Source organism: Kitasatospora sp. HUAS MG31, from assembly GCF_040571325.1.
Lineage (GTDB): Bacteria > Actinomycetota > Actinomycetes > Streptomycetales > Streptomycetaceae > Kitasatospora > Kitasatospora camelliae.
The window spans coordinates 5,573,790-5,593,677 of record NZ_CP159872.1 but is presented as its reverse complement, the minus strand read 5'-3'; the positions used below and the strand labels follow the sequence as shown (position 1 = coordinate 5,593,677).

13 protein-coding genes, 3 rRNA genes and 1 pseudogene are annotated in these 19,888 nt (G+C 69.1%); 3 read left to right on the top strand and 14 right to left on the bottom strand.

Annotation, left to right across the window (positions count from 1 at the left end; translation table 11 throughout):
- Positions 1–76: 76 nt before the first annotated feature.
- The 5 genes and pseudogenes from ABWK59_RS25025 to tyrS form a co-directional block, all read right to left on the bottom strand.
- Positions 77–1,288, bottom strand: a pseudogene (locus ABWK59_RS25025) (hypothetical protein); the annotation flags it as partial.
- Positions 1,289–1,628: 340 nt separating this feature from the next.
- Positions 1,629–1,745, bottom strand: a 5S ribosomal RNA gene (gene rrf, locus ABWK59_RS25020).
- 110 nt (positions 1,746–1,855) lie between these two features.
- Positions 1,856–4,962: ribosomal RNA gene (locus ABWK59_RS25015) — 23S ribosomal RNA — on the bottom strand.
- A 283-nt stretch (positions 4,963–5,245) separates the two neighbouring features.
- Positions 5,246–6,767: ribosomal RNA gene (locus tag ABWK59_RS25010) — 16S ribosomal RNA — on the bottom strand.
- Together the 16S, 23S and 5S rRNA genes form the textbook arrangement of a ribosomal RNA operon.
- 601 nt (positions 6,768–7,368) lie before the next feature.
- Positions 7,369–8,634 (bottom strand): tyrosine--tRNA ligase, encoded by a 1,266-nt coding sequence (gene tyrS / locus ABWK59_RS25005; RefSeq protein ID WP_354642857.1) that lies wholly within the window; start codon positions 8,632–8,634, stop codon positions 7,369–7,371.
- Between the two features lie 224 nt (positions 8,635–8,858).
- Between tyrS and ABWK59_RS25000 the strand changes: the two genes are divergently transcribed.
- Positions 8,859–9,368: an HNH endonuclease gene (locus ABWK59_RS25000; protein ID WP_354642856.1), complete on the top strand. Its 510-nt coding sequence runs from the start codon at positions 8,859–8,861 to the stop codon at positions 9,366–9,368.
- A gap of 176 nt (positions 9,369–9,544) precedes the next feature.
- Here the strand turns inward: ABWK59_RS25000 and ABWK59_RS24995 are convergent, their stop codons facing one another.
- The 7 genes from ABWK59_RS24995 to ABWK59_RS24965 form a co-directional block, all read right to left on the bottom strand.
- Complete coding sequence (locus ABWK59_RS24995) at positions 9,545–11,818, bottom strand: PQQ-binding-like beta-propeller repeat protein (protein ID WP_354642855.1); 2,274 nt, start codon at positions 11,816–11,818, stop codon at positions 9,545–9,547.
- 141 nt (positions 11,819–11,959) lie between these two features.
- Complete coding sequence (locus ABWK59_RS24990; protein WP_354642854.1) at positions 11,960–12,256, bottom strand: 4a-hydroxytetrahydrobiopterin dehydratase; 297 nt, start codon at positions 12,254–12,256, stop codon at positions 11,960–11,962.
- 76 nt (positions 12,257–12,332) lie between these two features.
- Positions 12,333–12,500, bottom strand: a complete 168-nt coding sequence (locus tag ABWK59_RS24985) for a DUF1272 domain-containing protein (RefSeq protein WP_354645101.1) — start codon at positions 12,498–12,500, stop codon at positions 12,333–12,335.
- A 60-nt stretch (positions 12,501–12,560) separates the two neighbouring features.
- The gene (locus ABWK59_RS24980; protein ID WP_354642853.1) at positions 12,561–13,331 is read right to left on the bottom strand and encodes a sulfite exporter TauE/SafE family protein; all 771 of its coding nucleotides are present in this window, start codon (positions 13,329–13,331) and stop codon (positions 12,561–12,563) included.
- A 190-nt stretch (positions 13,332–13,521) separates the two neighbouring features.
- Positions 13,522–14,535: an SPFH domain-containing protein gene (locus ABWK59_RS24975; protein ID WP_354642852.1), complete on the bottom strand. Its 1,014-nt coding sequence runs from the start codon at positions 14,533–14,535 to the stop codon at positions 13,522–13,524.
- A gap of 10 nt (positions 14,536–14,545) precedes the next feature.
- Complete coding sequence (locus ABWK59_RS24970; RefSeq protein WP_354645100.1) at positions 14,546–14,956, bottom strand: NfeD family protein; 411 nt, start codon at positions 14,954–14,956, stop codon at positions 14,546–14,548.
- A 134-nt stretch (positions 14,957–15,090) separates the two neighbouring features.
- On the bottom strand, positions 15,091–15,882 hold the full coding sequence (locus ABWK59_RS24965) for an ABC transporter ATP-binding protein (protein WP_354642851.1): 792 nt from the start codon (positions 15,880–15,882) through the stop codon (positions 15,091–15,093).
- A gap of 202 nt (positions 15,883–16,084) precedes the next feature.
- Between ABWK59_RS24965 and ABWK59_RS24960 the strand changes: the two genes are divergently transcribed.
- On the top strand, positions 16,085–16,915 hold the full coding sequence (locus ABWK59_RS24960; protein ID WP_354642850.1) for a hypothetical protein: 831 nt from the start codon (positions 16,085–16,087) through the stop codon (positions 16,913–16,915).
- A gap of 42 nt (positions 16,916–16,957) precedes the next feature.
- Positions 16,958–17,893 carry a hydroxymethylbilane synthase gene (hemC, locus tag ABWK59_RS24955; RefSeq protein WP_354642849.1) on the top strand — a complete coding sequence of 312 codons (936 nt, stop codon included), beginning with the start codon at positions 16,958–16,960 and terminating at the stop codon, positions 17,891–17,893.
- A 32-nt stretch (positions 17,894–17,925) separates the two neighbouring features.
- Here hemC and ABWK59_RS24950 read toward each other — a convergent pair whose 3' ends face one another.
- The gene (locus tag ABWK59_RS24950; protein ID WP_354642848.1) at positions 17,926–18,573 is read right to left on the bottom strand and encodes a response regulator transcription factor; all 648 of its coding nucleotides are present in this window, start codon (positions 18,571–18,573) and stop codon (positions 17,926–17,928) included.
- The gene (locus ABWK59_RS24945) at positions 18,566–19,717 is read right to left on the bottom strand and encodes a GAF domain-containing sensor histidine kinase (protein WP_354642847.1); all 1,152 of its coding nucleotides are present in this window, start codon (positions 19,715–19,717) and stop codon (positions 18,566–18,568) included. Before ABWK59_RS24945 ends, ABWK59_RS24950 begins: the two co-directional genes overlap by 8 nt.
- Between the last annotated feature and the right edge of the window lie 171 nt (positions 19,718–19,888).

Sequence of the window (19,888 nt, the reverse complement as noted above, 5' to 3'; positions counted from 1 at the left end):
AGCCGGTGACGTCCTCCGGGATCGGCAGCCGCTGGACCGGCTCGTACGTCCGGCGGTCGTCCTGCTCACGGCGGAAGCCACCGCGCTCGCCCCGGTCGCCACGGTCGTCCCGACGGCCCTCGAACCGGCCGCCCCGGCCCTCGTACGGACGCCCACCACGGTCCCCACGGTCGTCCCGGCGGAAGCCACCCGAGGGGCGGTCGTCCCGACGGAACCCACCCGACGGGCGGTCGTCGCGACGGTAGCCGCCACGGTCGTCACGCGGACGCTCGTCCCGACGCGGACGGTCATCACGGGTGAACCCGCCCGACGGACGGTCGTCACGACGGTAGCCACCGCGGTCGTCACGCGGACGCTCGTCCCGACGCGGACGGTCATCACGGCTGTAGCCGCCGCCGGACGGACGGTCGTCACGACGGAAGTCACCACGGGGGCGGTCGTCGCGGTTGTAGCCACCACCCGACGGACGGTCATCGCGACGGAACCCACCCGACGGGCGGTCGTCACGACGGAACTCGCCACGGGGGCGGTCGTCGCGGTTGTAGCCACCACCCGACGGACGGTCGTCACGACGGAACCCACCCGACGGACGGTCGTCACGACGGTAGCCGCCACGGTCGTCACGCGGACGGTCATCCCGACGCGGACGGTCATCACGGCTGTAGCCACCGCCGGACGGACGGTCGTCCCGACGGAAACCGCCACGGTCCTCACGCGGACGGTCATCACGGCTGTAGCCACCGCCGGACGGACGGTCGTCCCGACGGAAACCGCCACGGTCCTCACGCGGACGGTCGTCGCGGCTGTAACCGCCCGAGGGGCGGTCGTCACGACGGAACTCGCCACGGGGGCGGTCGTCACGGTTGTAGCCACCACCCGACGGACGGTCGTCACGACGGAACCCACCCGACGGACGGTCGTCACGACGGTAGCCGCCACGGTCGTCACGCGGACGGTCATCCCGACGCGGACGGTCATCACGGCTGTAGCCACCACCGGACGGACGGTCGTCCCGACGGAAACCACCCGAGGGGCGGTCGTCACGACGGAAGCCGCCACGATCGTCACGCGGACGGTCGTCACGGCGGTAACCGCCGCCACCCTGGCCACGGTCATCACGGTTGTAACCGCCGGACGGGCGGTCGTCGCGGCGGTAGCCGCCACGGTCCTCACGCGGACGGTCATCGCGGTTGTAACCGCCCGACGGGCGGTCGTCACGGCGGAACCCGCCGCGGTCACGGTCGTCACGACGGTAGCCGCCACCACCCTGACCACGGTCGTCCCGTCGCGGACCGCGGTCGTTCGACCAACCGCCGCGCGACCGGGGCTCGTAACCGCGGCCCTCGTCCGATCGGCGCTCGGGACGGTCCTGGGGCGGGTTCGACATCCTGGTGACTCCTGTCTGCTACTTCAGCTCTACCGCACGCCCGGGCGCCATCGACGCCCTCTGCGGTCCGGTGCCGGCCACTACCTGGCCACGGCACCCCATCCATTGTCCGGCATCCGGCCGGACCCTGCGTCAGGTCACGGCCCGGCACGGCCGGTGTACTGCACGTCGCGAAAACCAAAAGAAAAACAAAAAGGCCGTGGCCCCAGCGAATCGCTGGGGCCACGGCCTATGAAGAATTGTTCGGCGGCGTCCTACTCTCCCACAGGGTCCCCCCTGCAGTACCATCGGCGCTGTGAGGCTTAGCTTCCGGGTTCGGAATGTAACCGGGCGTTTCCCTCACGCTATGACCACCGAAACCCTATCGGGTATTCAGCGAACTCACTTTTCAGTTGATAAGTGATGTATCTCTGTTCGCCGGCGATAGCTGTTCGCTACCCGGGAACCACACAGTGAACGCGAGCGTCTGAGGACAAGCCCTCGGCCTATTAGTACCGGTCAACTCCACCCCTCACAGGGCTTCCATATCCGGCCTATCAACCCAGTCGTCTACTGGGAGCCTTACCCTCTCAAGGAGGTGGGAGTGCTCATCTCGAAGCAGGCTTCCCGCTTAGATGCTTTCAGCGGTTATCCCTCCCGAACGTAGCCAACCAGCCATGCCCTTGGCAGGACAACTGGCACACCAGAGGTTCGTCCGTCCCGGTCCTCTCGTACTAGGGACAGCCCTTCTCAACACTCCTACGCGCACAGCGGATAGGGACCGAACTGTCTCACGACGTTCTAAACCCAGCTCGCGTACCGCTTTAATGGGCGAACAGCCCAACCCTTGGGACCTACTCCAGCCCCAGGATGCGACGAGCCGACATCGAGGTGCCAAACCATCCCGTCGATATGGACTCTTGGGGAAGATCAGCCTGTTATCCCCGGGGTACCTTTTATCCGTTGAGCGACGGCGCTTCCACAAGCCACCGCCGGATCACTAGTCCCTACTTTCGTACCTGCTCGACCCGTCAGTCTCACAGTCAAGCTCCCTTGTGCACTTACACTCAACACCTGATTGCCAACCAGGCTGAGGGAACCTTTGGGCGCCTCCGTTACCCTTTGGGAGGCAACCGCCCCAGTTAAACTACCCACCAGACACTGTCCCTGATCCGGATCACGGACCCAGGTTAGACATCCAGCACGACCAGAGTGGTATTTCAACGTCGACTCCACAACAACTGGCGTTGCCGCTTCAAAGTCTCCCACCTATCCTACACAAGCCGAACCGAACACCAATATCAAGCTATAGTAAAGGTCCCGGGGTCTTTCCGTCCTGCTGCGCGAAACGAGCATCTTTACTCGTAATGCAATTTCACCGGGCCTGTGGTTGAGACAGTCGAGAAGTCGTTACGCCATTCGTGCAGGTCGGAACTTACCCGACAAGGAATTTCGCTACCTTAGGATGGTTATAGTTACCACCGCCGTTTACTGGCGCTTAAGTTCTCAGCTTCGCCTAGCCGAAACTAGACTAACCGGTCCCCTTAACGTTCCAGCACCGGGCAGGCGTCAGTCCGTATACATCGCCTTACGGCTTCGCACGGACCTGTGTTTTTAGTAAACAGTCGCTTCTCGCTGGTCTCTGCGGCCACCCCCAGCTCGGAGTGCAAGACTCGTCACCAGGAATGGCCCCCCTTCTCCCGAAGTTACGGGGGCATTTTGCCGAGTTCCTTAACCACAGTTCACCCGAACGCCTCGGTATTCTCTACCTGACCACCTGAGTCGGTTTAGGGTACGGGCCGCCATGAAACTCGCTAGAGGCTTTTCTCGACAGCATAGGATCATCCACTTCACCACAATCGGCTCGGCATCAGGTCTCAGCCTCAATGAGTGACGGATTTGCCTATCACTCGGCCTACACCCTTACCCCGGGACTACCACCGCCCGGGCTGGACTACCTTCCTGCGTCACCCCATCGCTCACCTACTACCACCTTGGTTCAGCGGCTCCACCACTCCCCTTTGCCCGAAGGCTCCGGGGCGGCTTCACGGCCTTAGCATCAGAGGGTTCAACGTTGGCGCTTCAAAGCGGGTACGGGAATATCAACCCGTTGTCCATCGACTACGCCTGTCGGCCTCGCCTTAGGTCCCGACTTACCCTGGGCAGATCAGCTTGACCCAGGAACCCTTGGTCAATCGGCGCAAGAGTTTCCCACTCTTGTATCGCTACTCATGCCTGCATTCTCACTCGTGAACCGTCCACAACTCGATTCCTCGGCTGCTTCACCCGGCACACGACGCTCCCCTACCCATCCACACAGCCGTTGGGCCTACACGTGTGAATGACACGACTTCGGTGGTGTACTTGAGCCCCGCTACATTGTCGGCGCGGAATCACTTGACCAGTGAGCTATTACGCACTCTTTCAAGGGTGGCTGCTTCTAAGCCAACCTCCTGGTTGTCTCTGCGACTCCACATCCTTTCCCACTTAGCACACGCTTAGGGACCTTAGTCGGTGTTCTGGGCTGTTTCCCTCTCGACCATGGAGCTTATCCCCCACAGTCTCACTGCCGTGCTCTCACTTACCGGCATTCGGAGTTTGGCTAAGGTCAGTAACCCGGTGAGGCCCATCGCCTATCCAGTGCTCTACCTCCGGCAAGAAACACACGACGCTGCACCTAAATGCATTTCGGGGAGAACCAGCTATCACGGAGTTTGATTGGCCTTTCACCCCTAACCACAGGTCATCCCCCAGGTTTTCAACCCTGGTGGGTTCGGTCCTCCACACGGTCTTACCCGCGCTTCAACCTGCCCATGGCTAGATCACTCCGCTTCGGGTCTTGGGCGTGCAACTCAATCGCCCTATTCGGACTCGCTTTCGCTACGGCTACCCCACACGGGTTAACCTCGCTACACACCGCAAACTCGCAGGCTCATTCTTCAAAAGGCACGCAGTCACAGTCCGAAGACTGCCCCCACGGCTTGTAGGCACACGGTTTCAGGTACTATTTCACTCCGCTCCCGCGGTACTTTTCACCATTCCCTCACGGTACTATCCGCTATCGGTCACCAGGGAATATTTAGGCTTAGCGGGTGGTCCCGCCAGATTCACACGGGATTTCTCGGGCCCCGTGCTACTTGGGAGATGAGCAAGCAAGCCGCTAATGTTTCGTCTACGGGGGTCTTACCCTCTACGCCGGACCTTTCGCATGTCCTTCGACTACACCAACGGTTTCTGACTCGCCGACCGGCCGGCAGACCGATCAAGCTCATTCCCACGACCCCCAAGCGGCAACCCCTGCCGGGTCTCACACCACTTGGGTTTAGCCTCATCCGGTTTCGCTCGCCACTACTCCCGGAATCACGGTTGTTTTCTCTTCCTGCGGGTACTGAGATGTTTCACTTCCCCGCGTTCCCTCCACACTGCCTATGTGTTCAGCAGCGGGTGACAGCCCATGACGACTGCCGGGTTTCCCCATTCGGACACCCCCGGATCAAAGCTCGGTTGACAGCTCCCCGGGGCCTATCGCGGCCTCCCACGTCCTTCATCGGTTCCTGGTGCCAAGGCATCCACCGTGCGCCCTTAAAAACTTGGCCACAGATGCTCGCGTCCACTGTGCAGTTCTCAAACAACGACCAGACACCCACCCTCAGACGCGACAAGCACGCCCTCAAGTGGAGCCGGCAACTCTGAAGCAACAACCTTGATGGCCGTTCCTTCAGGACCCAACAGCGTGCCCGACCCGATCCCTCGCAAACAATCACGTTCCACGCCGAAGCAGTACTAGTGGCTTGCGCCAAACCGGTGCCGAATAGTCAACGTTCCACCCATGAGCTAGCACTCCGGAACACTCGTCCGAAGCTGCTGTGTGCTCCTTAGAAAGGAGGTGATCCAGCCGCACCTTCCGGTACGGCTACCTTGTTACGACTTCGTCCCAATCGCTGGTCCCACCTTCGACGGCTCCCTCCCAAGGGTTAGGCCACCGGCTTCGGGTGTTACCGACTTTCGTGACGTGACGGGCGGTGTGTACAAGGCCCGGGAACGTATTCACCGCAGCATGCTGATCTGCGATTACTAGCAACTCCAACTTCATGGGGTCGAGTTGCAGACCCCAATCCGAACTGAGGCCGGCTTTTTGGGATTCGCTCCGCCTCGCGGCATCGCAGCCCTTTGTACCGACCATTGTAGCACGTGTGCAGCCCAAGACATAAGGGGCATGATGATTTGACGTCGTCCCCACCTTCCTCCGAGTTGACCCCGGCAGTCTCCTGTGAGTCCCCATCACCCCGAAAGGCATGCTGGCAACACAGAACAAGGGTTGCGCTCGTTGCGGGACTTAACCCAACATCTCACGACACGAGCTGACGACAACCATGCACCACCTGTACACCGACCACAAGGGGGCGCCCATCTCTGGACGTTTCCGGCGTATGTCAAGCCTTGGTAAGGTTCTTCGCGTTGCGTCGAATTAAGCCACATGCTCCGCTGCTTGTGCGGGCCCCCGTCAATTCCTTTGAGTTTTAGCCTTGCGGCCGTACTCCCCAGGCGGGGAACTTAATGCGTTAGCTGCGGCACCGACGACGTGGAATGTCGCCAACACCTAGTTCCCAACGTTTACGGCGTGGACTACCAGGGTATCTAATCCTGTTCGCTCCCCACGCTTTCGCTCCTCAGCGTCAGTAATGGCCCAGAGATCCGCCTTCGCCACCGGTGTTCCTCCTGATATCTGCGCATTTCACCGCTACACCAGGAATTCCGATCTCCCCTACCACACTCTAGCCTGCCCGTATCGAATGCAGACCCGGGGTTAAGCCCCGGGCTTTCACATCCGACGCGACAGGCCGCCTACGAGCTCTTTACGCCCAATAATTCCGGACAACGCTCGCACCCTACGTATTACCGCGGCTGCTGGCACGTAGTTAGCCGGTGCTTCTTCTGCAGGTACCGTCACTTGCGCTTCTTCCCTGCTGAAAGAGGTTTACAACCCGAAGGCCGTCATCCCTCACGCGGCGTCGCTGCATCAGGCTTTCGCCCATTGTGCAATATTCCCCACTGCTGCCTCCCGTAGGAGTCTGGGCCGTGTCTCAGTCCCAGTGTGGCCGGTCGCCCTCTCAGGCCGGCTACCCGTCGTCGCCTTGGTGGGCCGTTACCCCACCAACAAGCTGATAGGCCGCGGGATCATCCTGCACCGCCGGAGCTTTCCACCCACCCCCATGCAGGAGCAGGTCATATCCGGTATTAGACCTCGTTTCCAAGGCTTGTCCCAGAGTGCAGGGCAGATTTCCCACGTGTTACTCACCCGTTCGCCACTGATCCACCCCGAAGGGCTTCACCGTTCGACTTGCATGTGTTAAGCACGCCGCCAGCGTTCGTCCTGAGCCAGGATCAAACTCTCCGTGAATGTCAACCCGTGATCGGGTTCCCACTCGCGGAAGAGCGGCACGGCAACCACCGGAATAAGGTGATCCCGCGCACTGCGTCCTCGCTAGTGTTATTTCAAAAGGAATCTCCAACAAGACCATGACGGCCTCGCCGGGGATGTCAACATATCTGGCGTTGACTTTTGGCACGCCGTTGAGTTCTCAAGGAACGGACGCTTCCTTCGGACCGCCTTCCAGCGGGCCCTCCGGGCGCTTCGTTCTTTCGTGTTTCCAGCTTATCAGATCCGAGCTCGTGCTCTTTCCCGACTCGCTGTCCGTCTTTCGGCTCCGCTTTCCGGCTTTGCCTTTCGACGACCCCGACTCTAGCAGAGTTATTCGGTCCGCATTTCCCGCTCGGAGTTTCGAATAATTCGAATCGAATGGGTGCGCGACGAGTCGCTCATCAGGGTTGGGGGGTGTCCGCCTCCGGTCTCGGGCTCTGCCTCGGCCGGTTCAGGCGACTCGGTCTACGTTACGGCACCCCGGGAGGAGCGTCAAACACGAGGGGCCGGATCTGGCTGGATCCGGCCCCTCGTGCAGGGAGTCTCAGGTCAACTCCGGTGTGCTTTCAGCCACCTGACGTCAGTTCGAGGCGAGCTCGACCGCGGCCAGGTTGCGCTTGCCGCGTCGCAGCACCAGCCAGCGGCCGTGCAGCAGGTCCTCGGCGGTGGGAGTGGCCTCCTCGTCGGTGACCTTCGCGTTGTTCAGGTAGGCGCCGCCCTCCTTGATGGTGCGGCGCGCACCGGAGCGGCTCGGCGCGAGGCCGACCTCGACCAGGAGGTCGACCACCGGGAGCAGCTCGGTAACCGTGGCCTTGGGGACCTCGGCGAGGGCGGCGGCCAGGGTGGCCGGCTCCAGGTCGGCGAGGTCGCCCTGGCCGAACAGCGCCTTGGAGGCCGCGACCGCGCGCTCGTACTGCTCGGCGCCGTGGACGAGGGTGGTGAGCTCCTCGGCCAGGGCGCGCTGGGCGAGCCGGGCGGCGGGGCGCTCGACGGTCTCCCGCTCCAGCTCCTCGATCTCCTCCCGCGAGCGGAAGGAGAAGATGCGCAGGAAGTTGGAGACGTCCCGGTCGTCCGCGTTCAGCCAGAACTGGTAGAAGGCGTACGGGGTGGTGAGCTCCGGGTCGAGCCAGACGGTGCCGGTCTCGGTCTTGCCGAACTTGGTGCCGTCGGCCTTGACGATCAGCGGGGTCGCGAGCAGGTGGACGGACTTGCCCTCGGCCTTGCGGATCAGGTCGCTGCCGGCGGTGAGGTTGCCCCACTGGTCGCTGCCGCCGGTCTGCAGGGTGCAGTTGTACCGGCGGTTGAGCTCCAGGTAGTCCATGCCCTGGAGGATCTGGTAGCTGAACTCGGTGTAGCTGATGCCGGCGTCGGAGTTCAGCCGCCGGGCGACGGCCTCCTTGGCGATCATGTTGTTGACGCGGAAGTACTTGCCCACGTCGCGCAGCAGGCTGATCGCGGACATCCCGGAGGTCCAGTCCAGGTTGTTGACCATGCGCGCGGCGAACTCGCCCTCGAAGTCGAGGAACTTGGAGACCTGGCCGCGCAGGCGGTCCACCCAGCCGGCCACCGTCTCGGGGTCGTTGAGCACCCGCTCGGCGGTGGGCTTGGGGTCGCCGATCAGGCCGGTGGCGCCGCCGACCAGGCCGAGCGGCAGGTTCCCGGCCATCTGGAGGCGGCGCATGGTGAGGATCTGGACCAGGTTGCCGAGGTGCAGGCTCGGGGCTGTCGGGTCGAAGCCGCAATAGAACGTGACCGGGCCGTCCGCGAACGCCTTGCGCAGCGCGTCCTCGTCGGTGGACAGGGCGATCAGCCCTCGCCACCGCAGCTCGTCGACGATGTCCGTCACGGTCACGTTTCCCTTCGGTCGGGTGTCCGGCGCGGCTCCGGCCCGGTCCATCGGGCCACGCGTCCGGACGACTCCAGCGTTGTAGAGAGTACGCGCTCCGCGCCAGCCGATATTCGCGCAGGTCCCGTGGGCGGGCCGAATAATCCGTTGTTCAGCCGGCGCGCGCGCGTTCAGAGTGTTCCCACCGCCGGGGAGCCGGCAACGAGCCGGGAGGTGGGCACGACATGCGCAACACGCTGGTACTGAACGCGAGCTACGAGCCACTGACGACGGTGTCGCTCAAGCGTGCCGTGGTGCTCGTCCTGCAGGACAAGGCCGTGGTCGAGCACGCGCATCCGCTCGCCGTGGTCCGCGGTACCGGTGTGGCGCTCCCCGTGCCCCGGGTGATCAGGCTGAACCGGTACGTGCGGGTGCCCTTCCGACAACGCGCTCCGTGGTCGAGGCGCGGCGTGCTGGTACGCGACCAGCACCGGTGCGCGTACTGCGGGCGGCGGGCGACCACCGTCGACCACCTGCAGCCCAAGTCGCGCGGTGGTCCGGACAGCTGGATGAACACCGTGGCGGCCTGCTCGGAGGACAACCAGCGGAAGGCGGACCGGACTCCGGAGCAGGCGGGAATGCGGTTGCTCAGCCGGCCGTTCGAACCGACGCCGGAGGCGACGCTGATGCTGGCGCTCGGCCTGAAGGAGGCCGACCTCGGCGAGCTGGCGGCCTGGCTCCCCGCCACCGCGTAGCCGGGCGGCGAGCCGCCGCCACCCCATGAGCAGGGGGGTCCGACCCGGTCGGGGGACAGGTCGGGCCCACCCGAGGACCACGACGGCGAGGGGCCGTCCACGGAGCGTGAACTCCGTGGACGGCCCCTTGCCGTTGCCTGCGTCCGGTTCCGCTGCCCGCGTCCGGCCGCCGCGGCTCAGCCCTTGGACGCGAACGCCGAGGCGGTGCCGAAGTTGGTGGAGTGCTCGGGGAGGGCGATCACCTTGCCGGCCCCGCTGATCAGCCGGCCGGAGGTGAGCAGCGAGCCGGTGCCCTGCGGGAACGATCCGCCTTGGGTCTCCTGGCCGCCGTTGAGGGCGAACCGGCTGATGTGGGCGGGCTGGTCGAGGCGCTCGTCGGCGGCGAGCAGCAGGCCGCCGCCGTCCAGTCCGACCGGGCGGGTCTTGCCCTTCTCGGCGACCGGGGTCGTCCAGACCGGCTTGCCGGTGGTGAGGTCGTACGCGATGACGGCGCTCTGCCCGCCCTCGGCCGGGATGGTGACCGCGATCATGGTCTTGTCGTGGAAGAAGACGCCGGGGACGGCGTCGAAGGTGCCGCGGGAGACGTCGAGGCGCCCGCCCTCCACGGTGGCGGGGATCTCGGCGGCCGGGTCGCCCTCGGGGCCCCAGGCGAAGACCCGGTCGTCGGCCGGCTGGGCGCCGGTGGTGAGCACCACGGCGGGTTCGGCGGAGAGGACGGTGACGGTCTTCGGCTGGTTGTTCAGACCGCGCCACCACTTGAGCTTGCCGTCGTCGGCCTTGAGCGCCACGGCCTGGTCGACAGGGGTGCTGTCGGCGCAGCTGCTGTGCACGACGACGGTGTTGCCGGACATGCCGCCGGCGAGGCTGCAGAACTTGCCCTGGCCGGTGTACTGCCAGAGGTCCTTGCCGTCGGCGGAGGCCCAGGCGGCGGCCTTGTCGTCGCCGACGGCGATCACCTTGTCGTCGGTGACGGCGACGTGGGCGGCGTACGGGTCCTTGGACTCGGAGATGGTCTTGGTCCAGGCGGACTTGCCGGTCTTGGTGTCGATGACGGCGAGCAGGGTGCAGGGGGACTTGGTGTCGGCGGAGGCGCGGAAGACCGCAGCGCCGAGGCCGGAGGCGTTGACGGTGGGCGAGAGGCCGCAGGCGACGGCGCCCTCGGCGGGCGGGGCGAAGGTCCAGGTCTCCTTGCCGTCGGCGAGGGCGTAGGCGTGCACGCCGGAGGCGTCCGCGCGGACCACGGCGTCGGGGAGCAGCCAGCTGCCGTTGAGGGTGTCGTCGGCGCCGGGCGCCGGGGCGGCGGCGGGCTGGGCGGTCCAGGCCTTGCTGTGGGCGACCGAGATGTTCTGGGTGACGGCCTGGTCGTCGCCGCCGCCGGAGGTCTCGTCCTCGCCGCCCATCACCAGGACGCCGGCGGTGACCAGGACGGCGAGGGCGGCGACGCCGGCGCCCACCCGGATGGCCAGGGAGCGGCGGCTGGGGGCGTGGTCGGCGGAGAGCACGGAGCCGGCGGCGGCCCTGGCGCGGCCGACGAGGGAGCCGCCGGTGCGGGCGGGACGGGCGTCGTCGCCGTCGTCGTCCCCGTCCTGCCCGGCGTCGTCCCAGCCGTCGGCGGGGGCGGTGCCCCGGTCGGTCGCACGGCCGCCGGCGCGGCCGCCCAGGCGGGAGCGGCGGAAGACGTTGCGGCGGGCGTCGTCCTCCTCCTCGGCGATGTCCTCGGCGACCTCCGCGTCGGCGTCCGGGCCGAGGTCGGTGCGGATGGCGGCCGGGGTGGCGGGGAAGACGGCGGTGGAGTTGGTGCCGTCGTACCCGCCCGCGGCGGAGTAGGCCGAGGTGGCGGAGTAGCCGGTGGTGTCGGTGTAGCCGGTGGTGTCGGCGGCCTGCTGGTAGCCGTCGGTACCGGTGCCGGTGCTGGTGCCGAACGGGTCGGTCTGGGCGGGCTGCTGGTAGCCGGGCGGGGTGGCGGGCTGGGCCGGGACGCCGGTGTCGGTCGGGTAGCCGGGGTAGCCGTAGCCGTTCTCGGTGCCGGCCGGGGCGTACAGCTGCTGGTCGTAGCCCTGGGTCTGGTAGCCCTGCGGGTAGCCGGTCTGGCCGGCGTAGCCGGTGGCGGCGTTCGGGTCGGCGTACCCGGTCTGGGAGGCACCGGTGGTGGGGTCGACGTACTGCCCGGTCTGGTAGCCGTACGGGTCGGTGGTGGCGTAGTAGCCCTCGGTGCCGGGCTGCTGGACGCCGGTGTTCCACTGCTGCTGCCCGTCGGCGGCGACGCCGTGCCAGCCGGTCTGCCCGGTCTGGTCATGGGTGCCGTACGGCTGGGCGTAGCCGGTGGTACCCCACTGGTCCCCGGTGGCCTCCGGCTGCTGCGGGTACCAGCCCTGCTGGTAGTCGTAGCCCTGGGGCTGCTGACCGTTGTGGTCCTGGGGGTACCCCTGGCCGGAGGTGTCCTGAGCCATGCGTTCCGTCCGTCCCGACTGCCTGCTGCAAGCTGCCAGCATCTCATGGCGGACGGACCGGCCCCGCGCGGCTCCGGTGGCGGAGGCTGCGCGGGGACGGGGCCGGGGTCGAGCCGGGATCGGGCGGGCGCTGAGCGGGGGTCAGCCGTGGGTGTCGAGGGCGCGGTCGACGGCGGCGGCGAGGGTGAGGTCGAGGGCGGTGAGGCCGCCCGCGCTGTGGGTGGAGAGGACGAAGCGCAGGGTCCGCCAGCGGATGTCGATGTCGGGGTGGTGGTCGAGCCGCTCGGCCTCCTCGGCGACGGCGTCCACCACCCGGATCGCGGCCGGGAAGCCGGAGGCCTCGGCGGTGCGGACGATCGAGTCGCCCTCGCGCCGCCAGTCGGGCAGTGCGGCCAGGCCGGCGGTGATCTCGTCCTCGCTCAGTCGGTCCCTGCTCATCCTCGCCGTTCTCCTCTCGGCCGGGGTGGCCCGGCGCTCGTCCCGGCCGGTCCGCCGGTCCGGCGCCGCCCGGCGGTCAGCCGGTGGTGCGGCGCGGCCGGGGCACCAGCTCGCCCCCGCAGTTCGGGCAGACGGCCCGCATCTCCTCGGTGCACCGCGGGCAGAAGGTGCACTCGAAGGAGCATAGGGAGGCGGCGCCGTCGGGGGTGAGCGACACCTCGCAGCGCTCGCAGATCTCACGCATTTCCAGGGCCACGGCGGTCCTCCACGGGCGGTCGGGGGCGGGTACGGGACGGTCGGCGGGTCAGCCGACGAGGAGCCGGGTGACGGCGGTGAGGCCGACCACGACGATGACGCCGCGCAGGACGGGCGGCGGCAGCCGGCGGCCGACCCTGGCACCGAGCTGTCCGCCGAGCACCGAGCCGGCGGCGATGAGCAGCACGGCCGTCCAGTCGATGGTGGAGGCGAACAGGAAGAAGACGGCGGCGACGCCGTTGACGATCAGGGCGAGGACGTTCTTGGCGCCGTTGATCCGCTGCATGTCGTCGGCCAGCAGCATGCCCATCAGGGCGAGCAGCAGGACGCCCTGGGCGGCGCCGAAGTAGCCGCCGTACACGCCGGCCAGGAAGACGCCGGCGAGCAGCAGCGGGCCGACCTCGGTGCCGGGGGGCGTGCCCGGGCGCTCCTTGCGGCGGGCGGCCATCGCGAGGGAGACCCGGGGCTGGATCACCACCAGGACCAGGGCGATGAGGATCAGGGCGGGGACGATGGCGTCGAAGGCGCGGCCGGGGAGGGTGGTGAGCAGGACGGCGCCGAGCAGGCCGCCGGTCAGCGAGGCGGTGCCGAGACGGAGCAACCGGCCGCCCTGGCCTACGAGTTCGCGGCGGTAGCCGATGACGCCGCTGACCGATCCGGGGACCAGGCCGAGGGTGTTGGAGACGTTGGCGGTGACCGGCGGGAGGCCGAGGGCGAGCAGGACGGGGAAGGTGATCAGCGTGCCGGAGCCGACGATGGTGTTGATGGTGCCCGCGCCGACGCCGGCGAGGAGGACCGCCAGCGACTCCCAGCCCGTCATTCGTCATCCCCTCCGTCGCTCCTGTTGCCTGTTGGTGTGGATCATGCCAAAGCCGTCCGGGCCGGGCCAGGGGCGGTCCGGGATGCGGACCGGTCCCGGACGACACCGATCGCCGGGGAGCACCGAGGGCACCGGGGAACGCCGAAGGGCCCACCCCCCGGACGGGGAGCGGGCCCTGGCGGTGGAGGGGTCAGGCCTCCGGGTCCAGCTTGGGGTACTCGCGGGTGGGCTCGACCCGCGGGCGGGCGGCCGGCTTGTCGGTGTCCACCGGGCGCGGGCCGGCAGCCGGGTCGACCGGGACCCGGGCGGCCGGCGGAGCGGCGCCGTTGCCGCCGGTCAGGCCGGTGAACGCGCCGCCGAGGCCCTTGAGGGCGTCGCCGACCTCGCTGGGGATGATCCACAGCTTGTTGGAGTCGCCCTTGGCGAGCTCGGGCAGGGTCTGCAGGTACTGGTAGGCGAGCAGCTTCTGGTCGGCGTCGCCCTCGTGGATGGCCTCGAAGACGGTCCGGATCGCGGCGGCCTCACCGTCGGCGCGGAGCACCGCGGCCTGGGCCTCACCCTCGGCCTGGAGGACGGCGGCCTGCTTCTCACCCTCGGCGCGCAGGATCTGGGCCTGCCGGGCGCCCTCGGCGGTGAGGATCGCGGCGCGCTTGTCGCGGTCGGCGCGCATCTGCTTCTCCATCGAGTCCTGGATGGAGGTCGGCGGCTCGATCGCCTTGAGCTCGACCCGGTTGACCCGGATGCCCCAGCGGCCGGTGGCCTCGTCGAGGACGCCGCGCAGACCGGCGTTGATGACCTCACGGGAGGTCAGGGTGGACTCCAGGTCCATCGAGCCGATGATGTTGCGCAGGGTGGTGACGGTGAGCTGCTCGATCGCCTGGATGTAGCTGGCGACCTCGTAGGTGGCGGCGCGCGGGTCGGTCACCTGGTAGTAGATGACGGTGTCGATGTTGACGACCAGGTTGTCCGAGGTGATGACCGGCTGCGGCGGGAACGGGACGACCTGCTCGCGGAGGTCGATCCGGTTGCGGATGGTGTCGATGAACGGCACCACGATGTTGAGTCCCGCGCTCAGCGTGCGGGTGTAGCGGCCGAAGCGCTCCACGATCGCGGCGCTCGCCTGCGGGATCACCTGGATCGTCTTGATCAGGGCGATGAAGGCCACCACGACCAGGACGACCAGCACGATGAGGACGGGTTCCAACGAATCTCCCCTAGACGACCAGGGCGGTCGCGCCCTGGATTTCGACGACGTCGACCTGCTGGCCCGGCTCGTACACACTGCCGGGGTTCAGCGCCCGAGCCGACCAGATCTCGCCGTTGAGCTTGATCCGGCCGCCCTCCCCGTCGACGGTTTCCTGTACGACTGCACTGGCGCCCTGGAGCGCCTCGATTCCCGTCCTGATCCCCGGGGCCTTCTTCAACTGCCGGTACGCGATGGGCCGGACGAACACCAGCAGCGCGACCGACACGGCAACGAAGATCAGGAACTGCGGGACCACGCCGACCCCGAGCGCCGCGGCCAGGGCGGCGGCGCCGGCGCCGAGCGCGAACATCGCGAACTCCGGCATCGCCGTGAGCACCAGCGGCAGGCCCAGCCCGACGGCGGCCAGCAGCCACCAGATCCAATCTTCCACGCGTCCATCCTAGGGAGCCGGGATCTCTCTGGGCGTTGCTTCCCGCAGGTGAACAGGCGGAAACCGGCCGCGTGTACGACCGGTCCCCGGTTTCAGGCGAGTTCAGGACTTCAGGACGGCCCTCAGCCCATCGGCAGGCCCTGCGCGGACCAGCGGTCGCCGCGGCGCTCCAGGGTGAGCGGCAGGCCGAAGCAGAGCGAGAGGTTGCGCGCGGTCAGCTCGGTGTCGATCGGGCCGGCGGTCAGCACCTTGCCCCGGCGGATCATCAGCACGTGGGTGAAGCCGGGGGCGATCTCCTCGACGTGGTGGGTGACCATGACCATGGACGGCGCGTACGCGTCCTGGGCCAGCGCGCCGAGGCGGCGGACCAGGTCCTCGCGGCCGCCGAGGTCCAGGCCGGCGGCCGGCTCGTCGAGCAGCAGCAGCTCGGGGTCGGTCATCAGCGAGCGGGCGATCAGGGTGCGCTTGCGCTCGCCCTCGGAGAGGGTGCCGAACTTCCGGGTGGTGTACCCGGACATGCCGAGCCGGTCGAGCAGGGCGAGGGCGCGGGCCTCGTCGGTGGTCTCGTACTGCTCGCGCCAGCTGGCGGTCATGCCGTACGCGGCGGTGAGCACCGTCTGCAGGACGGTCTGCTCGGCCGGGAGCTTGTCCAGCATGGCGGCGCTGGCCAGGCCGATCCGGGCGCGCAGCTCGAAGACGTCCACCGAACCGAGCTTCTCGCCGAGGATCGCGGCGGTGCCGGAGGTCGGGAAGAGGTAGCTGGAGGCGACCTGGAGGAGGGTGGTCTTGCCGGCACCGTTCGGGCCGAGGATCACCCAGCGCTCGCCGTCCGCGATCGACCAGGAGATCTGGTCGATGAGCGCGCGGCCCTCCCGGACCACGGAAACGTCCACCAGCTCCAGCACGTCGCTCATGCCTAGCCTTCCCCAATGCAGATCTCGGCCGTCCGCGGGACCTGCGCGAAGGTCCTCGGGGTGCGGTCCACTCGTGTCGACAGTCGGTGCGGGCGGGCAGCCTACTCCCGGGGCCGGGTAGGGCTGGGGAGTGGGTGCGCCGCACGCAGCACAGGCCAAACCTACGCCACCCGGATGGCGCCGCTGTCCGTAGGCTGGCCTGATGCTCTCCACTCCTGCTGACAATCCGTACGATGAGCCCCGGTCCGGCCGGCTGGCGGCCTGGGGCAACGCCCTGCTGAGCGGCCTGGCGTCCCCGGACGACGCCGCGGCGGCGGTGCTCGGGGCCGACGAGTCGCACCGGGTGACCGGACTGCCCGGGGACGCCGAGGGCGAGCTGCACGGGCTGACCTGGGCGCTGGGACGGCTGCGGGTGCTGGGCGTGAAGGGCCTGCGGCTGGCGCTGCCCACCGCCGGGCACCCGCTCGGGCTGACGGGCCCGGCCGAGTTCAACGGCGCCGCGATGGCCTCCGGCGAGGCGGTGCTGGCCGTGGGCGTACCGCTCGGGCTGGTGCCGGAGGTGGAGGTGTTCGGCCCGGCCGGGGACCGCTCGGCGACCGTGCTGTGGCGCTGCCGGACGGTGAACGACGCCCCGCCCGCCGACGTGCCCTCGCTGCACGAGGCCGAGCGGGAGCTGGCGGACGGGCTGCGCGAGGCCACCGTCCTGCTGAGCCGTCTCGACGTGGCCGGCGCCGGCCCGCAGGCGCTGAGGGCGCTCGACGCGTACCGCCGGCGCGGGCACGCCGAACTGCTCGCCCCCGGGTACCCGCCGCGGGCGGTGCGGGTGCTGGAGTCCGCCCGGCACGTGGCGGCGCTGCTGGCGATCGCCTCCGGCGGGCCGGGTGGGGCGGGCGGCGGCGTCGAGCACGGTGCGGCGGTCAGCGCCTCCGAGATGGCCGCCCGGCGGGAGGTTCTGGCCCCGCTGGGGCGGACCGCGCGGCGCGCCCAGGTGGCGGCGTACAACGCGCTCGTGGACGAGCGCGACGCCCGCTGAGGCTCAAGGGGCTCTGCGAGCTGACGGCCTATCATCTGGGGCATGGCCTCCACCGAGCTGATCCGGATCGTCTCCCGTTCCTCCCCCATGGCGCTCGCCCAGGTGGAGCGCGTCCGCGCCGAAATCGCCGCCCTGCACCCGGGGATCGCCACCGAGGTGGTGCCGGTCACCACCTCCGGTGACCGCTGGATGGGCGACCTCGCCGCGCTCGGCGGGAAGGGCGCGTTCACCAAGGAGGTGGACGCCGCCCTGCTCGCCGGCGAGGCCGACCTCGCGGTCCACTGCCTCAAGGACATCCCCGCCGACCGGCCGCTGCCCGCCGGCACCGTCTTCGCCGCCCACCTCCGCCGCGACGACATCCGCGACGCCCTGGTCCACCCCGGCGGGCTGACCCTGGACGAGCTGCCGCCGGGCAGCCGGATCGGTACGTCCTCGGTCCGGCGGATCGCCCAGATCGCCGCCTCGCACCCGCACCTGGTCTGCGTGCCGATGCGGGGCAACGCCAACAGCCGGCTGGCGAAGCTGGCGGCGGGCGAGGCGGACGCGCTGCTGCTGGCCGTCTCCGGGCTGGAGCGGATCGGGCAGGCCGACCGGATCACCCAGGTGCTCGGGACGGACGCGATGTGCCCGCCGATCGGGGCCGGGATCCTGGTGCTGCAGTGCCGCGAGGACGACACCGCCACCATCGACGCCGTCTCCGGGCTCGGACACCGCGACACATGGCGGGAGGCGGCGGCCGAGCGGATGTTCCTGCACGTGCTGCAGGGGCACTGCAACTCCCCGATCGCCGGGTACGCCCGGGCCGAGGCGGACGGGCGGCTCTCGCTGCGGGGCCGGGTCTTCTCGCCGGACGGGAAGCGGATCCTGGACGCCCACGAGTGGGCCGGCGCCCTCTCCCCCGAGGACCTGGGCACCTCCACCGCCCTCGCCCTCAAGCGCCAGGGCGCCCAGGAACTGATCGACGCGATCCCGCACTGACGCCCGCCCCTCCGGTCACCCCGGGACCCAGGTCAGCCGGCCGCGTTGCGGACCGCCCAGAGGGCGGCCTGGGTGCGGTCGGCGAGGTCGAGCTTCATCAGGATGTTGGAGACGTGGGTCTTCACCGTCTTCTCGGACAGGTGCAGCGCCCGCGCGATCTCCCGGTTGGAGCGCCCGTCCGCGATGTGCCCGAGCACCTCGCGCTCGCGGTCGGTGAGCGCGCCGCCGCGCCCCTGCGGCGCCCGCCCGCCGCCGTCCGCGAGCAGGGCCTCGGCGAGCTCCGGCTGGAGCAGCACGTGCCCGGCGTGCACCGACCGGATCGCGCCGGCCAGCGCCTCCGGGTCGACGTCCTTGTACACGTACCCGGCGGCCCCGGCCTTGAGGGCGGGCACCATGGTCCGGTGCTCGGTGAAGCTGGTGACGATCAGCACCCGGGCCCGGATGCCCTGGTCCTTGAGCGTGCGGAGCGCCTCGATCCCGTCCACACCGGGCATCTTGAGGTCCATCAGGACGACGTCCGGGGCGAGTTCCCGGGTCTTGGCGACGGCCTCGGCGCCGTCCGCGGCCTCGCCGACCACCGCTATGTCGTCCTGGACCTCCAGGAAGGTGCGCAGCCCGCGCCGGACCACCTGGTGGTCGTCGACCAGCAGGACGCGGATCGGTGACTCGTGCTCAGGCACCGGGGACCTCCATCTCGACGACCGTCCCCTGGCCGGGGCGGGATTCCAGGCTGAGGGTGCCGCCGACGGCGGCGGCGCGGTCCCGCATGGAGACCAGGCCGAGGTGGCGGCCGGCCCGGCGGACGGATTCCGGGTCGAAGCCGCGGCCGTCGTCGGCGATCCGCAGCAGCGCGCCGCGGTGCGGGGTGCCGGTGAGGGTGACGCCGACCCCGGCGGCACCGGAGTGGCGCAGGGCGTTGTGCAGGGCCTCCTGGGCGACCCGCAGGAGTGCCGCCTCCTGGGCGGGCGGCAGGGCGCGGACGCCGTCGGTGGCGAAGGTGACGGCGGCGCTGTGGGCCCGGTCGAGGACCTGGACCTGGGAGGCGAGGGTGGCCACCAGGCCGTCCTCCTCCAGCGCGGCGGGGCGCAACTCGACGACGACGGCGCGGAGTTCGTCGGCGGCCTCGGCGGCGAGCCGGGCCACCTCGGCGAGTTCGGCGCGGGCCCGGGCCGGGTCGCGGTCGACCAGGGTGGCGGCGGCCTTGGCGGTCAGCCGGAGCGAGAAGAGCTTCTGCGAGACGGCGTCGTGCAGGTCGTGGGCGATCCTGGCGCGCTCGCCGGCCAGGGTGAGCTCGCGGCTGCGCTCGTAGAGGCGGGCGTTGCCGAGGGCGAGGGCGGCGTGGGCGGCGAGGATGCGCAGGAGTTCCTCGTCCTGGGCGGTGAAGCCGCCGTCCTTGTTGGCGAGGAAGAGGGCGCCGATGATCTCGCCGTCGTCGACGACCGGCATGCCGAGGAAGTCGGTGAGTTCGGGGTGGGCGGAGGGCCAGCCCTCGAAGGCGGGGGCCCGGCGGACGTCGGTGAGGCGAGTGGGCCTCAGGTCGTGCAGCATCGTGGCGAGCACGCCGTGCTGGCGGGGCAGCGGGCCGATGGCCTTCCACTGCTCGTCGGTGACGCCGTCCACCACGAACTGGGCGAAGCCGCCGTGGTCGTCGGGGACGCCGAGGGCGGCGTACTCGGCGCCGAGCAGGCTGCGGGCGGAGGCGGTGATCCGCCGGAGGACCTCGCGGACCTCCAGGTGGCGGCTCATCGCGAGGACCGCCGAGCTGACCGCCTCGATCCCGCCGAGGTTGGGATCGCAGACCGGGGAGGGGACGTCCGACGACATGCCCCCACGCTACCGCCGGGTCACCGGGTGCCGCGTCGGGCCGGGGACCTAGGTCGTCGGGCCCTGAACGACGGCCCGAGGCGACGGACCGGAAGAGCGGGCCGGAACGACGGAAGGGGCGCGCGGCGCACGTCCCGGCCGGTGGCCGGGAGGTGCCCCGCGCGCCCCTGA

What these genes read in the sequence shown, in the direction of transcription:
- ABWK59_RS25000 (WP_354642856.1), top strand. Translation starts at nt 8,859, where the DNA reads ATGCGCAACACGCTGGTACTGAACGCGAGCTACGAGCCACTGACGACG.
- ABWK59_RS24995 (WP_354642855.1), bottom strand. Translation starts at nt 11,818, where the DNA reads ATGGCTCAGGACACCTCCGGCCAGGGGTACCCCCAGGACCACAACGGT.
- ABWK59_RS24990 (WP_354642854.1), bottom strand. Translation starts at nt 12,256, where the DNA reads ATGAGCAGGGACCGACTGAGCGAGGACGAGATCACCGCCGGCCTGGCC.
- ABWK59_RS24985 (WP_354645101.1), bottom strand. Translation starts at nt 12,500, where the DNA reads ATGCGTGAGATCTGCGAGCGCTGCGAGGTGTCGCTCACCCCCGACGGC.
- ABWK59_RS24980 (WP_354642853.1), bottom strand. Translation starts at nt 13,331, where the DNA reads ATGACGGGCTGGGAGTCGCTGGCGGTCCTCCTCGCCGGCGTCGGCGCG.
- ABWK59_RS24965 (WP_354642851.1), bottom strand. Translation starts at nt 15,882, where the DNA reads ATGAGCGACGTGCTGGAGCTGGTGGACGTTTCCGTGGTCCGGGAGGGC.
- ABWK59_RS24960 (WP_354642850.1), top strand. Translation starts at nt 16,085, where the DNA reads ATGCTCTCCACTCCTGCTGACAATCCGTACGATGAGCCCCGGTCCGGC.
- hemC (WP_354642849.1), top strand. Translation starts at nt 16,958, where the DNA reads ATGGCCTCCACCGAGCTGATCCGGATCGTCTCCCGTTCCTCCCCCATG.
- ABWK59_RS24945 (WP_354642847.1), bottom strand. Translation starts at nt 19,717, where the DNA reads ATGTCGTCGGACGTCCCCTCCCCGGTCTGCGATCCCAACCTCGGCGGG.